Here is a 15589-nt window from a genome sequence, read left to right on the forward strand (position 1 = left end):
CCTGAGTGCGTCTGTCTGAACGGCAGCCCGGTCTGAAAAGGCGGTCCGCCAATTCGCACGCCAAAAAAATAAAATGTGAGGAGCGCACCATGCGCCATATCCCGTTGCTGAGCCTGGCGTTGAGCCTGGGCCTGATTCCTTTCGCCCAAGCCCAACACCTTGAACTCGAAGAAACCCTGATCAAGAGCGAATACCGCAAGGACCCGACCGCCCCCACTATTTCCGAGACGCGCGCGGATTTCTCGCACATTCCCGGCGCGGCCGCCGTCATCGATGCCGAGACCTACAAGACCGGGCGCAGCAGTACCTTGCAGGATGCCCTGGGCCTGGCTACCGGCGTACTCATCCAGCCACGTTTCGGCGCCGAGGAAGCGCGCCTGTCGATCCGTGGCTCGGGCCTGCAGCGCACTTTCCACGGACGTGGCCTGTTGTTGATGCAGGACGGCGCTCCCGTCAACCTGGCCGATGGTAGCTTCGACTTCCAGACCATCGAGCCACTGGCCGCCGACCATATCGAGGTACTACGTGGCGCCAATGCCTGGCGCTATGGTGCAGCCAACCTCGGGGGAGCGATCAATTTCGTCACCCCCACCGGCAAGACCGCGCCGCCGCTAGACCTGCGCTATGAGGGAGGCAGCTTTGGCTATCAGCGCAAATACGCTGCTTTTGCCGAGGACTTCGGCGATTGGGATGGCTTCCTGAGCATTTCCGACTCCAACCTGGACGGCTACCGCGACCATTCCAAACAGAATAACCAGCGCTATTTCGCCAACCTCGGCGGCCGCATCGGCGAACGCCTGGCGACCCGTTTCTACCTGACCCATGTCGAAACCGACTCAGAGTTACCCGGCAGCCTGACCAAGGCGCAGATGCGCAGCGACCCGAGGCAAGCGTCCGCGGGCAGCATCAGCAATGATCAGAAGCGCGACTTCACCCTCAATCGGATCGGCAACATCAGTACCTTGCAGTTGGACAATGACCACAGCCTGGAGCTGTCCACGTACTACAGCGAGAAGTCGTTGTCCCACCCGATTTTCCAGGCACTGGATATCAATAGTGAGGACTATGGCGCACGGCTGGCGCATAAATGGCAGAACGAACAAGGCTGGCGTTCCACCGTCGGCATAGAAGCCAGCCAGGGACGCAATTGGGACTCGCGCTACGTCAACCTTGCCGGGCACAAGGGGCGCAAGGTCAACGAACTGCACCAGACCGCGCGCAACCTCAATGCCTTTGGCGAACTGGAGATCCCGGTGGCCGAACGCTGGGCGCTAATTGGCGGTGTCGCCTGGCTGCATCAGCAGCGCGACGTCGACGACCGTCTCAAGTGCAGCTCATTCGTCTCGGCGTTCTGCCTGCCCCAGGATGAATCGTTCAACCAAACCTACCAGGGCCATATCGGCCGCATCGGCATTCGTCATGACCTGGCCGAAGGGCTGCAGGTGTTCGCCAACCTGAGTCAAAGTCTCGAGCCACCCACCTTCTCCGAACTCACCGGCGGCCAGGTGCTGACCAAAAACAAAGAACAGAAAGCCAATACCCTGGAAGCCGGCATGCGCTGGACCCGGGAAAACCTCGATCTGGACCTGGCGGTGTACCGCAGCGAGATCCGCGACGAACTGCTCGCGCTCAACGACAACAATGGCCAGCCGCTGGGAACAGTGAATGCCGATCACACAATTCACCAAGGCATCGAACTGGGCGGTTCGTTGACCTTCGATCAGTTCGTGCTGCGCGGTCAGTACCTGTTCAATGACTTCCGCTTCGATGGCGACAAAGTCTACGGCGATAACCGCCTGGCAGGCACACCACGGCAATTCATTAAGGGCGAAGCCCTGTGGCAGCAGAACGGCTGGTACGCGGGGCCAACCTTCGAGTGGGTACCCAACCACTACAATGTCGATCAGGCTGCAACCCTGTATGCCGATGGCTATGCGCTTTGGGGTCTGAAAGGTGGCTACCGACCGGCCCAGGGCTTCGGCTTCTTTGTTGAAGGCCGCAACCTCTCCGACAAAAACTACACCGCCACCACCGGAGTAATCGCCGACGCCAAGGGCCAGGACAGCGCACAGTTCCTGCCCGGCGATGGCCGAAGCCTGTTCGTCGGGCTGGAATGGCGGATGTAAAACTGCTGCTGATCCCTGTAGGAGCGAGCTTGCTCGCGATGGACGTTAACGATAACGCGTGTTTCCTGAAAAAACACGCCGCCCTTAAGTCCATCGCGAGCAAGCTCGCTCCTACAATAGAGACCTCATTTCCTTAACTGACTGGGGCTAGCCCCTCGCCACAGTATTCGGCAGCCCTTAAAAGAGGTGTAGATACACAACATTGAAATACGGCGCAGAGCTGAGTCCGTAGCAGCTGCCGAGCCTGCGAGGCTGCGTTCGAGGACGGAGTCCTCGCAAAGCCTGCGTCCGCGGTTTGCCTGAAAAAATCCGTTGCCTGGTTTAACGACCGCTTCGCAGTCGAACGCAGCCTCGCCCGCTCGGCAGCTGCTACGATCCTTGTGACGCCGTCACAGACACTACCGCTTTGCTGCGCAACGAACGCCGAATACGTCTCCAGCCCAGTACCACGCCGGTGAGGCTGATCAGCAACCCACCTGCGCTCAGCAGGATCATCCAGGCATCCCATAACGGGCGGCTCGCCAACAGCGGCAGCCAGTCCCAGCTGTGCAACAAGGAGAACAACCAGCGCGATGCACGCCGTGGCTGGTCGAGTTGGCCGACAATGGCGCCGGTATAGAGGTCCAGGTGCAGCCAGGTCTGAGCGGGGTCATCGAAGCGCACCCGCAGCACGGGCAGGCGTTTTTCCAGGTGGCCGAGCATGCTTTGTTCGTCACGCCCGTAGTAATAGAAGTCGTAGGCTTGCAGGCGTTCGACGGTCATTTGCCCTTGGGGCAGGACGGCCCGGGCCGCTTGCTCGAGGACGTTCTGGCTGAACTGATCACTGACCCGCCCGTCACTCATGGACAGCACCCGCGTGTGCCCTGCCCCGTCATAAGCAATCAGGTAACCCTTGCCCGCGACCAACCGCCACTCCAATTCACGAACCTTGAGGCCGTCTCGCTCGAAGCGCTGCAGCGCGTCGCCGGCCGCAATGGGAAAAGCCTCGGCGCTGAGGGCCGCGCCTTGATAGGCAGCCACCGACAACGGTTGCGCGCTGCTGAAGATCTTCCAGGGGTTCATCGACATCAGCCCGCTGAAGATCCAGGTAATGGCCAACACACCGAATAACAGACCGCCCAAGTGATGCCAGCGGGCGAAGCCCTTGTAGGGCGAGCGCGAGCCACTTCGATAAGGCCGCTGAAAACGCCAGCGCAGCACACCGACCGTAAGGCCGAACGCCGTCATCAGCGTCGCCGCCAGCGACAGGTAAATCACAATCTGGGTCCATACACCGTCTAGGCCGATGCCACGCAACGGGTACAACCAATGCAGCCAGGTACCGACCCAGTTCCAGGCCCTCTCCTGGGCGGTGGCGTCACGCACCACTTCACCGGTCTGGCTGGAGACGTACAGCAAGCGCTGCTCGGCGTCCGCCAGTTCGACTCGCTGCAGCGGCCGGTCAGCATCCAGTCCACGGGACAGGCTCCAGACATCCTCCTGCACCGGACCACGGCCCTGCACCGCAGCCGACGGATCAAACTGCCGAGCGGCTGCCAGGGCGTGTGCCTGCGAGACCGCCGACACCCGCACGCCGGTACGGGCATCGACCGCGACATTGGCCTGGCCCGGATAACTCAACAGGTAGCGAGGCTCGCCGACCACCATGCTCAGACGGATACTCTGCGGCTCCTTGCCAGGCCCGACGGCCTGCAGCACCTGCGCCAGGTCCACGCAGCAGCGTTCCAGTTGCAGTTCCGGCAAATGCGCCAGGTGCTCGCGAGGCGTGAGTTTGGGGTAGCCGACATACATCATCACCACGCCGGACATAAACCACAGCGCCATGAACAGGCCGATGAAAATACCCAGCCAGCGATGCCAGAGATAGAGATAACGTTTCATAACTGTGCATTCCTGAGTTGACCGGATCGGCAACCCGACCCATGGCCTGCGTCCGCCCGCCATCGCAGCAGAGAGCAAGGCAGAAAACGGACGACGAAAAAACAAGCAGCGGCCGGCTAACAAAGCCGTCCACTTGCAGGCGTCAACTCAAAGGGGAAGCGCGAGGGTTGGCCGATGGCCAGGAATATCGGGGAGGCGCCTTGCAGCGTAGTTCGCGGCTGGGGCGCGGCTGTTGTCCAACCCGCAGCAGCCAGGCCAGGCAAAACAGCAACGCGATGCTCAAGGCCACCGAGGAACAGACCGGACAGGAAAAGAGGCTGGCCCAGCTGCTGGCCGACTGGTCACTCAAATCCGTGTCCAGAGTTGGCTCCTTGTGGCCCAGCGCCGAACAGAACTGACCGCCGACGCCATTGAGCTCAAGACCCATCATCTGCCCGTGACCCAAACCGCAGGCAAACACATTGAACAGGACGCAAAAATACAAGGTCCAGGCAATCAGCGAGCGATCTGCGGAGATCAGTTTCATGGCGGCGACTTTACACCGAAGACTATGGGGTCGCAGAGAGACATACAGTCGCATAGGCGTAGGGCTGAGTCCGTAGCCTCTGATTTCACGCTGAAGATGCCCGCAATTACGATTGACTGAAGGAAAAGCCCAATGCCTACGAGATGTGTTGTACCTATGCCCCATTGGAATGTTTGTACCGGGGACATGGTGGATAGCTACCCATGCGGTTGCCATACCCGGCAATCAACGCCTTGCACCACTCCAGCATCAGGTATTTTTGCGCTTGCGCGGACGATCAACTGCCCTCGAAGTACTTCCTGAATCGCCGATGTACCAGGATCGTCCAACTGAGCACAAATGATGCCGACGGCACGACTCACCATAGCGGCAACCGGTTGAACGTAGGTTGTCAGCGAGAACACGGGCCAGGATGCCAGGGCGATGTCATCGAACCCGACAATGGAAATATCCTTGCCCGGTTTCAGCCCGAATTCCTCGCGGGCTACATTGATGGCGCCCAACGCCATAATGTCATTGGCGCAGAAAATCCCATCAGGTGGATTACCGCTCGAAAGCAGGCGGCGAGTGGCGTCCATGGCACCGTCGAAGGTGTAATGACCCACTTCGCGCTGTGGCGCCGGACATCCCAGACTTTGCAACGCAGCCATAAAGCTTATTTCCCGATCGCGGCTGGTCGAGGAGCTTTCCTTCCCTGCGATGAAGGCCAGGTGACGATGGCCGCCGGCAACGAGGAACTCCGCGATCTCCATACTGCCCTGGGCATTGTCGCTCGTCACACTGGAAATGCTGCTGCTGTCATTTCGACGGTTCAGCAACACCACGGGTAAACCTATCTGTTTGCACTCTTGCGCAATATGCGAGGAGAGGCTCGCCGAGACCAGAACCAGCGCTTCAACGCGGTAGCCGAGTACTTCCTCGAGAACCGGATCGGAGTCTTCGTGGTTAGCGGTGGAAAACAGCAACACTCGATAACCCAGCTCTTCGAAGGCTGCCGATAACGCCTCCAACACGGCTGAATAAAAGGGGTTTTCCATACTGGGGGCGACGACGCCGATCAAATTTGATCGGCGCTTTATCAACGAACGCGCCCACTGATTGGGGCGATAGCCCAATGCGGCGGCCGCTTCCTCGACTTTTTTTCGAGTCTTCGAAGAAACGCTGGCACCCTTGGTAAAGGTTCTCGAGACCGCAGATTGTGAGACCCCGGCCAATCGGGCCACATCGTGGGCTGTGATCGGATGCCGGGTTTGGTCCTTGATATCAACCATTGCGTCTCAGTCCAATTTCCAAATGGCGATCATACCTGCCAGGTGTGCAGCCTGCCCTCTCTACGTGAGAGTTCCTGAGCAGCCATTCGTCAAATTACCGCGGTTCTTTTTCCTTGCCCCTTTTCAAGCGGCAACTGAATGCCTTAGGATTGCAGCGCATTGCATACGTATGCAAATCCAAAAACAACAAACTGAGGAATACCCAAAATGGCCACTTGGCTCAAAAAAGGCGCGGAAGCAGCCGTCATCAAATCGGCAGCCCGTGAAGTTCGCGATACGGTCGAAAAGACCCTGGCCGATATCGAGGAACGCGGAGATGTCGCGATTCGAGAACTGTCCATTCGTTTCGACAACCTTGACCGCGAGGACTATCGACTGACCAGCGCCGAAATCGATGCCTGTATGGCTCAGTTGACCAAACGCGATATCGCCGATATCGAATTTGCGCAAACCCAGGTACGCAATTTCGCTCAGCATCAACGTAATAGCGTGCGTGATCTGGAAGTCGAAACGCTGCCCGGCGTCGTCCTGGGTCACAAGAACATTCCGGTAAATGCCGCGGGTTGCTATGTCCCGGGCGGCAAGTACCCACTGCTGGCCTCGGCCCACATGTCGGTGATCACCGCCAAGGTGGCCGGCGTTCCACGCATCATCACCTGTGCCCCGCCGTTTCATGGCAAGCCGGCACCGGCCATCGTTGCCGCGCAGCACATGGCGGGTGCCAATGAAATTTATTGCCTGGGCGGGATTCAGGCGATTGGGGCCATGGCCCTGGGCACCAAGTCCATTGCTCCGGTCGATATGTTAGTAGGCCCGGGCAATGCTTTCGTCGCTGAAGCAAAACGCCAATTGTTCGGTCGAGTCGGCATCGACTTGTTCGCCGGTCCCACCGAAACACTGGTGATCGCAGACGAAACAGTTGACGGCGAAATCTGCGCCACCGACCTGCTGGGTCAAGCCGAACACGGCCCGGATTCGCCTGCAATTCTACTGACGACCTCGGAAAAGCTGGCCCGCGAGACAATGGCTGAAATCGAGCGCTTGTTGCAGATCCTGCCGACCGCCGGAATTGCCCGCCAAGCCTGGGAAAGTTTCGGCGAAGTGATCCTGGCTGAAGACGATCAGGAAATGCTGGAAATTGCCAACGAACTGGCTTTCGAGCATGTTCAGGTCATGACCCATGATCCGGATTTCTTCCTGAAAAACATGCGCAATTACGGCGCGCTGTTCCTCGGTCCACGTACCAACGTTGCTTATGGCGACAAGACGATTGGCACCAACCATACCCTGCCCACCAAAAAGGCCGCGCGCTACACCGGCGGTCTGTGGGTCGGCAAGTTCCTCAAGACCTGCACCTATCAGAAGGTCATGACCGATGAAGCATCCGCGCTTATCGGTGAATACTGCTCACGCTTGTGCGCGCTGGAAGGATTCGCCGGGCACGGTGAGCAAGCCAATATCCGAGTCCGTCGCTACGGCAAAAAAGATGTGCCTTACGCGGGTATCGCAGAGTAAGAGAAGCCTGACCAAAAAGGGTCGCACCCCATAAGCGGCCCAACAACAAAAAATCATTGCCAATGCGCAGCGCGTCGCTCGACGCCCTGCGCTACAGGCTCAGCTTCGAAGGACATCCCATGAGTGTAATCATCGCCTTGTTGGCGCTGTTCGCCTTAATGCTTGCTGCTTATCGGGGATATAGCGTCATTATCTTCGCCCCTCTCGCGGCGCTCGCAGCGGTTCTGCTCACTGATCCCAGCGCTGTAGCGCCCGCGTTCAGTGATATTTTCATGGACAAGATGGTGGGCTTCATCAAGCTCTACTTCCCGGTATTTATGCTGGGTGCAATCTTCGGCAAGCTGATCGAGCTATCCGGTTTTTCACGTTCGATTGTCAAGGCGGTCATTCAGCTGCTGGGAAGCAGTCAGGCCATGCTGGTCATCGTCCTGGTATGCGCTGTTCTGACCTATGGCGGTGTGTCCCTGTTCGTGGTGGTGTTCGCCGTCTATCCGTTTGCCGCGGAGATGTTCCGTCAGAGCGATATCCCCAAACGACTCATGCCGGCCACCATCGCCTTGGGCGCGTTCACTTTTACCATGGATGCGATGCCCGGCTCGCCACAGATCCAGAACATCATTCCTACGACGTTCTTCGGAACCACTTCCTGGGCCGCGCCCTGGCTGGGGGTGCTGGGCTCTTTATTCGTGCTGATCGGCGGGATGCTCTACCTCGAGCGTCAACGGCGCAAAGCCCAACGAGCCGGAGAAGGATACGGCAGCGATCTGCGCAATGAACCGGAAACGCCACAGGACATCGCCCTGCCCCACCCATTGGTGGCATTGCTGCCGTTGCTCATGGTCGGCGTGATGAACCTGGCATTTACTCATTGGATTCCACACTGGTATGGCAGTGTTTACGAAATAGATTTGCCAGGGCTCAAGGCTCCGCTCCAGACGCAAGTATCAAAAATGATAGCCATCTGGTCGGTTCAGGCCGCATTGCTGGTGGGGATCGTCACGGTCTTTATCTTCAGCTTCCGAACTATCGCAGGCAAATTGGCCGACGGCAGCCGCACAGCAGTGAGCGGCGCGATGCTCGCAACCCTCAATACCGCTTCGGAATATGGATTCGGCGCAGTCATCGCGGCACTGCCTGGTTTTATCGCAGTCGTCGAGGCGCTCAAGGTCATACCCAACCCCCTGGTCAACCAGGCCATCACCATCAATTTGCTGGCGGGCATCACGGGTTCGTCTTCAGGCGGTATGAGCATCGCGCTCGCCGCCATGTCGGAGACATTTATCGCTTCAGCCAACGCTGCCCAGATACCACTGGAAGTCATGCATCGAGTGGCGGCCATGGCCGCTGGCGGTATGGACACCCTGCCCCACAACGGCGCGGTCATTACGTTGCTGGCGGTCACCGGCTTGACCCATCGCCAAGCCTATAAGGACATTTTCGGCATGACCATTTTCAAGATACTGGCCGCGTTCTTCGTGATCGGCGTGTATTACCTGACCGGGATTGTCTGATCTTTCGATTGACGGAAGGATCGCCATTGAACGGCAGCAATGGCTGAAGTGGTGCCGAGGTGGAATTCTCCGAAACGAAAAAAGAGGCCAAAACCCAATGCCTCAACGGCCAGTACCAACATCGGCCCACTCCATGAAACATCAGTTAAAACACTCCGGAGATAAGCGCACCCAATGTATTTTTCAGTACCGCAACTATCGCCTTCATGGCTTTTTGAACGGCGATCAACGTTAGCTGGGTAATAGCGACCAGCACTGACTCACATGCGTTTTTTTGCATGTTGAACAGGATCTTTCCAGTTTGAGCCGAATAACCCCGGGTTTCATCCGCCTGGTATAGCGTCATGTTCTCGGCGATTTCGGCAAGCTGGATTGCCATTTTCTTGAACTCCGCAGGCGCGTAGGTTCTCACCGCTTGCCAACCATCCTTGAAGGCGCCTTCGGCTGCGGCAAGTATGTCGTTATAGAGTTTATCGGTATCGATACTCATGGCGCTCTCCCTATTCTTTTTTGGCGACTTCAACGACGGACACCGCGTTGATCGATTGGTTGGCGATACTCAGTGCGTCTTTCACGGTAGCGGGCCTCAGGCAGCCGAGTTTCTGCTTACCGCAGGAGTCCGAGTTTTTGTGAATTTCTTTAATCGAGGCAAGTTGGTCTTTGACCACCGTCAGCAGGATCACGTTACAATAGCTTGCCGTACCCTCGGCCGCGCGGTCGCCGGTTTGCAAGCCTGGGGGAATGCTGCCATTCATGACTTGCCGCAAACGGCTGAGTTGTTTCTTTTGCAGTTTGCAACCTCGACCGTCTGACGTGGCCGAAGCACGGGCTATCAGCACGTCCAGTTTGGCGTCCAGCGCATTATAGGTTCGGAAGTTAGCCTGGTAAGTGCCTTCAGGGGTACCGCCCAAATCGCTCATATTTTTCATATGGGTATTAAACTGCTCAGCAAATTCCGTAGCGCCTTGATCAATGACCGGGTCGTAGTCACTCACTAATTTAAAGCCACCGCACCCACTGAGCAAAAGCATGGAAAACAGTAATGACACGATAGTTTTGTTCATGATTTTCCTCAGGTGATGTTGGCAACCTTATAGGTCGTTATGAATGTCGGGTGTTGCACGCAAATAAAATCCCTGGTTACAGCATCGATGAAACTACTTGGCCGCCCGTTTCACCTGTCATCGACCGATAGGGGCTGCAGCCACTCCTTCAATCGCTCGCGCAATGTTTGCGCTGCGTCGCTTTCCTGTTTTTTAGCCTTCCTGGCATAGCGTTGCAGAACGAACTCTGCCTGGCTCTGTACCTCAGTCCATTTCAGGGGGGCCGGCACGCGGCTGTGTAGATTGTCCAGTTCGCTAAGTAGCACTGGCAGATTTTTCGCCAACTTCTTGCCAACCAATGTCTGATAAAGATTGACCAGAATCAGCCCCGCTACGCTTTCGAAATCCGGGTTGGTCTTGACCAAAGGGCTCAGTAGCGCTTTAAGAGTGTCCAACTCGACAATGAGACCCGCGGCCCCACCGCTGAAAAGCGCTGCGCTAATCCGCTCAAGCGTCGGTCGGTAGGTATGCTCTGCGCCGCGGATACGGGCGCAGGCTTCAGCCTCTGCGTAGTACGCCTGCATTTGCTCCAGGGCTTTATCTTCGGCGTCGGTATCGTTGGCCAGGAACTCGATCATCGCCAAGCGTTTGTACGCGGCGCCGCACAGGCTGGTGCGGCCCAGGGTGGGCCGCAACTTGCACACACGGGAGAGCACTTCGATGGCATCTGCCGTTTCTTTACGGGCGCGGCGCAGAGCCTTGCGCCCTTCCTCGCCGTCGTGGTCGACAGCCCCCGCGACTTCGGACCAGGCTTTGCGTGCCCGTAGCTCTCCCAGTTGCTCGCTGGCCTTGAGGCTGGCACTGCCGTCGTTGGCACCAATGGCTCGCTCGAACCAAACAATAGCTTTGTCGGTATCACCGGCCTCTGCCCACGCCTGCCCGAAGGCCTCGCCGACTTCGCCGATGTCGCTCCATTGTTGGCCAAAGCGCGCGTCCAGGGACTCGATCATGCTCTGCACACGAGCGCGGTCGACTTTTTTATAACGACTGTCGTCAACCGCCATTTCCAGTGCCACGATCAGGGCCTGGGCGGAACCAATGCTGTCCAGAACCCGTTCATCGCTCGGTGCCGGTTGATTGGCGTCTTCATTACCAGAAACAAATACCCAATCAGGATCGCCATAACACTGGTAGGCGGCCCAGGTATTACCCGAGTTCGACTCCCCCCACGCCGCTTCTCGGGCCGCACCGACTGCGTCGATAAAGCGCCTTCCGGCCAACAGTTCCGTATAAAAACGTGTCGCGAATACGCTAGCGGGACCGTCTTCAACTGCCCAGCCGGCAGCGACCACACAGCGCACGCCAATGCTGATGAGCTCTCCAGCGACGGTGGCGGCGAAGCGGGCGCGATCGTAACGCAGATGTGGCAGCTTCTGCAGGTCATCAGGGTTACCTGCAGCGAGATGGCAGCAGTTGATAAACACAAGTTGCGGCACCACCCGCATGCTCTTCATTTCCCGTGGACCCAGGAAGATTCCGTCGGACATCACCACCCCTCTGGGGTCGACCATTTTGGGTAGCGGATCACCGGCTTTTTTCGGTAGCTCGCCCTCATATACCGGCGGCTCGCCGTGACCGGCGATATGCACGATACGCCAGTCACGTTCGAGCAATGCGCCGGTTACGGCCAAGGCATTCACCTTGAGGCAGGGATCGGTATCCTCTGCGATCAGCTCGTGGATACGGTCGTTGTCGAGCCTCCCCTTGAATAAGGCAGCAATGTTTCTAGCCTCGGCGCGTGCCCCCGGTAACCTCGGGTAAATCTTTGTGTCGGTGGAGGGCTCGCCAATGATCAGCACGTCCGCTTCGGGCGTAGCGTCGGTCACCTGCGCTCTGAAGGTATCGGTACGCAGCTTTCGCAGCAGCTTGGCGCGAACGGCCCAGGGCACCACCGAATCATAGGCGCTTGGATTGCGCTCACGCCTGGTGTCCAGCAGCTCCCAGGGAATCCCGGCGGTGGAACTGTCCAGCTCCATCTGGATTTCCGCACTGCCACTCAGGTACGCATCCATTTCTATTGGAATCAAAAGCTTGAACAGGGTCTGGCCAATATTTGAGTGTGCGGATCGCTGGTTGGACGATGAACTGATCAACTCTCGCAGCAAGGCACCCTGGGTGGCCTGGGCACGGACCTCGGCCCGTGCGCGCTTGGTATCCAGGGTGTAGGCAATAAGCGGCAAGCCATTGTGGTCATACTCGGTGATAGCCGATATGAAATCGTAACTGGTGCCGCGATAGCCGCCCTCCAGTGGCCGGCGTAACCAACCGGTTCCACTCTGGATGAGGGGGGTGACCATATATTCATCGGGTCTGGAAACACCCAATACCTGTACCGCGCGCCAGGCTTCGGTTGCGCGGTCCAGGTACAACTCGGTCAGGTGAAGACGACTTACCATCGGCCAACTCTTTTGCTGCAAGCGTTGGTTGGCTTCCCGGACGCCTTGAGCGATCAAGGCTGCCGACTGACCCGGTGACATTCCAGTACCACCGCTGCCAATCAAGGCAGAAGCAATCTCGAAATGCACGGGGATGCCATGGTGTTGTTCGGCCAGCCGTTGCGCCCAGGCTAGAACTCCCTGGCGGACTGTGTGCATCAGGTCACTGGAGCGCAGTTTACCTTCCGGCCCCAGACCTACGACGATTGCCGCTTCGGGACGGGGTAGCTGCAAGGGATTCTCGCCGTTGATGGCGATGTTCATGAAGATCTGGTTGGAGCAGGGTTCCTGTGGGTAAAGGCCCATCTTCAAGGCATCGCCCAGCAAGCCCCCGACCATCTCGTCAACCACTCGCTCACTGCCAGTCAGGCCGGCACTGGCGTAGTGACCGATGATCAACGGATCGCGGGTAAACTTCAGGTTGCAGTTGGCTACCGTAATGCTCAACGCTGGCAACTCCGACTGCACTCTACGGGTGTCGACACCTGAGGCGACATCGAACACCTGATCGAAGCTCAGGGGGGTCACCCTGCCCCACCACGCTGGCCGGTTGAGCACATAGCGCGTCGGTTCCATCCTGACCTGAGGCATTCCCCGGCTAATGCTGGTGTTGGTGCTGGTGCCCAGCTCTTTCAATTCGCTGGCACGTGAACTTTCAAGCAACGACAGGAAGTCGGTGAATGCAGATTCCTGCCTGGGCAAGTCGCCATGAGCACAATCCAGGGTCCAGGTCCGTACGCCCGGCAGTGTTGCGCTGTCCAAGGTCACCCGCCCATCACCGCCGTCCTGGGCATCCTTGTAGTTGAATCCTTTTTCAGGGTCGAGGCTGAACCCATCCGGAGTAGACTTTGCATTCCCGACCACTAACAGCATCTTGTTGCGGTAGGGAGACAAATCCTGTTTATCAAGCCGCCCGCGCAGCTCCACTGCTCTTTTCAGCGCGCTGGGTGTGGGCACGCCCCAAGCGTAATAATCTTTTTGAATACCCAGTTTGTGCCATATGCTCCGTTCCTCCAGCCAGACTCGATCCTTGTCGGCCAATGTCTGCCAGGTTTTTACATCAGCCAGATTGAACAAGGGATCGCACAGACTCGCCTGCAGTTGAATAAAACCGGGGAAGCTAGCCATCAACTTGCGGGACTCGTTAGCCCGAAATGGTGCGCCGGCGAAGGCCAGTCCATTGCCGAAGGAATCGTCGCCGGACAGTACTTGCATAGGCGCCCATGAGCCCGCATTGGGAGTGCCGAGCATCAACAGGCAGGCGCGCGGGTGATCCATCATCCGTTTCCAGATCAATGGACGTTCCAGTAAAAACGTACGCGCGAGTAACCCGCCCATCGAGTGGGCCAACAGGCGAACCGGTTGCCCGCTGGACTGACGCGCGTCAAGCTGCGTCTGTACGGCATCTGCCAAACGTCTGGCCTCGTCTTCGAGCGGCAAGCGCCAGTCGTAACCGAATTCGATCACTTGGTGGGTATCGCCAAGAAACTCCGCCAAGTCCTCGTAGACCATGTTCACCGCCCCGTCGGGGCTCACCTCATCCGCGATACCCTCCTGATAAGCGAGCCGGTCCAGGCCATTGATCAACCAAGGGCTGATCCAGATTCTGCGGTCGCCCACTTTGAGGTTACTGCCCAGGATACCTGGCAAAATAAACACCGCCGGCTTCTCGCTCATCGGTTTATCGCTTGCGCGACCGCGAGAGCCCGACGCCGATTTCCCTGCCCATGACTGTGGCCCGATAGTACTAAACCCTTGGGGATTATCCAGCATCAGGCCATTGACAACCGCCTCGGCAGTAGTGGGGTTGCTGAAGTAAGAGAAGTGCGACACACCACCGCCGCGACTGAGTAGAAAGGTCGAGGCCTGATTGCGCGGTGCACCGCCGTACATAGAGCTGGTTTGCACCACGAGGTCGTTGTCAGTCCAGAAGTACGTATCGGAGAGCAGGGTTTTCAACCAACTGACAACCGAGTCGCCTTCCATATCCCCGGCGATGACTCTCAACTGGCCAGCGGCAGGTCCGTCGATTTTGTGCAGCCATTGCACCAGAGGACTCAGGGGCATCTGCGCAGCAAGGCCAGGGATGGTTGCGGGATCGGTGCGGTGCTTCGCCACATCGGCGAGAAAGCCGACCATTTCCGGCAACACCGGCAGCCCGGCCAGATCCATACCCCATTTGAACACTGACAGGTAAGCATCGAGCCGGTTGGACGCCAGCAGCGTACCGCGTGCCGGGCAGGCAACCCTGACGAACCGTCCGACAGTGATGCGCTTTTCCTGGACGATTTCTTTCAGCCGCTGCAAGTCTTCGCGCTGCTGCTGATAGTCATCACCGGAAGCCAGCTTGGCGAAATCATCCAGCCCTGGATCGGGGTCGCCACAGACCTTGGCAAGCACCTCGCCCACCAGTCCGCCTCGCGAATGAGACAACAGATGTACATCCGCGCCTGGGGGCAATATGTTCGCCAGCTCCAGGGCATTCTGGATGGGACTCGCACCCAGGGTTGAGTGCTCAAGCCCATAGACTCCGCTGTAGGACTGGAACAGGCTGGCAACCTTCGCCGGGTGCTTGCTCCACAATTCGCCGAAGCCACTGTGGGTATTGGAGAATGTGCCGTGCAACAGCACCAGCATCGGCTTGGCGCCGACGACAATATCCTTGGTCTGCACCGGCTGGGTGCCCTTGAGCCTGTTCAACACTTTGGCGTCGAGCCGATAGAGACCGGGGTCAACCTGCTTGTCGACCCTCTTGACGATCAGGTCGGTCGCCACGTCCGCGGCCGCATCGCTGCCAGCACCGGTGATGATCTGGATCAGGCCGACAAACACCTTGCCGACAACCCCACGGGTGGCCCCGAGAGTCGGAAGATTTTGATTTTCAAGCCCGTCCCATTGCAGTTCGGCGAACACATGTACGCCATTCGCCGACCCACGCTGAGCCGCACCGCTCTGCGCGCGAAACAAGTCTCGAGCGGTTTCAGGATGAAGCAAAAGCACCGGGCCGTTTGCAATATGAACGGCGACAATGTCCAGGCCTGGCTCAGCACTGACTGACACCTCGCCGATGGCGCCCCGCTGTACCGCAACCTGCACTGAATGTTTGACCGTACCCTGGGTGAGGCCTGCCGGTAGAGCAAGCGGCGCTCCGCTGGAGCGCATCAGTTGCTCTTGCCCTGGAATAATAAAGTTAATGGCCATCTTCATGTGTCCTTTTGGAA

General features: G+C 58.2%; 9 protein-coding genes. 3 read left to right on the top strand and 6 right to left on the bottom strand.

The features are described 5' to 3' along the window. The first annotated feature begins 89 nt into the window (after positions 1-89). Positions 90-2126 (top strand): TonB-dependent receptor family protein, encoded by a 2037-nt coding sequence (locus tag ACA064_RS17600; RefSeq protein ID WP_497669268.1) that lies wholly within the window; start codon positions 90-92, stop codon positions 2124-2126. 369 nt (positions 2127-2495) lie between these two features. Here the strand turns inward: ACA064_RS17600 and ACA064_RS17605 are convergent, their stop codons facing one another. The 3 genes from ACA064_RS17605 to ACA064_RS17615 all read right to left on the bottom strand — a co-directional run bounded on the left by ACA064_RS17605 (position 2496) and on the right by ACA064_RS17615 (position 5804). Beyond that, positions 2496-4007, bottom strand: a complete 1512-nt coding sequence (locus ACA064_RS17605) for a PepSY domain-containing protein (protein WP_497669269.1) — start codon at positions 4005-4007, stop codon at positions 2496-2498. Positions 4008-4149: 142 nt separating this feature from the next. Continuing rightward, a complete protein-coding gene (locus ACA064_RS17610) occupies positions 4150-4533 on the bottom strand; it encodes a DUF2946 domain-containing protein (protein WP_497669270.1) in 384 nt (127 codons plus the stop codon). Positions 4534-4730: 197 nt separating this feature from the next. Further along, on the bottom strand, positions 4731-5804 hold the full coding sequence (locus tag ACA064_RS17615) for a LacI family DNA-binding transcriptional regulator (protein ID WP_497669271.1): 1074 nt from the start codon (positions 5802-5804) through the stop codon (positions 4731-4733). 207 nt (positions 5805-6011) lie between these two features. Between ACA064_RS17615 and hisD the strand changes: the two genes are divergently transcribed. Together hisD and ACA064_RS17625 are read left to right on the top strand one after the other, a co-directional pair. After that, on the top strand, positions 6012-7319 hold the full coding sequence (gene hisD / locus ACA064_RS17620; protein ID WP_497669272.1) for a histidinol dehydrogenase: 1308 nt from the start codon (positions 6012-6014) through the stop codon (positions 7317-7319). Positions 7320-7438: 119 nt separating this feature from the next. Continuing rightward, a complete protein-coding gene (locus ACA064_RS17625; RefSeq protein WP_497669273.1) occupies positions 7439-8830 on the top strand; it encodes a GntP family permease in 1392 nt (463 codons plus the stop codon). A gap of 145 nt (positions 8831-8975) precedes the next feature. Here the strand turns inward: ACA064_RS17625 and ACA064_RS17630 are convergent, their stop codons facing one another. The 3 genes from ACA064_RS17630 to ACA064_RS17640 all read right to left on the bottom strand — a co-directional run bounded on the left by ACA064_RS17630 (position 8976) and on the right by ACA064_RS17640 (position 15569). Beyond that, positions 8976-9320 (bottom strand): hypothetical protein, encoded by a 345-nt coding sequence (locus ACA064_RS17630; RefSeq protein ID WP_497669274.1) that lies wholly within the window; start codon positions 9318-9320, stop codon positions 8976-8978. A gap of 10 nt (positions 9321-9330) precedes the next feature. Continuing rightward, positions 9331-9894 (bottom strand): hypothetical protein, encoded by a 564-nt coding sequence (locus ACA064_RS17635; RefSeq protein ID WP_497669275.1) that lies wholly within the window; start codon positions 9892-9894, stop codon positions 9331-9333. 110 nt (positions 9895-10004) lie between these two features. Beyond that, positions 10005-15569 carry a DUF7379 domain-containing protein gene (locus ACA064_RS17640; RefSeq protein ID WP_497669276.1) on the bottom strand — a complete coding sequence of 1855 codons (5565 nt, stop codon included), beginning with the start codon at positions 15567-15569 and terminating at the stop codon, positions 10005-10007. Positions 15570-15589 lie beyond the last annotated feature (20 nt).

This window comes from Pseudomonas sp. LBUM1658, from assembly GCF_059716055.1.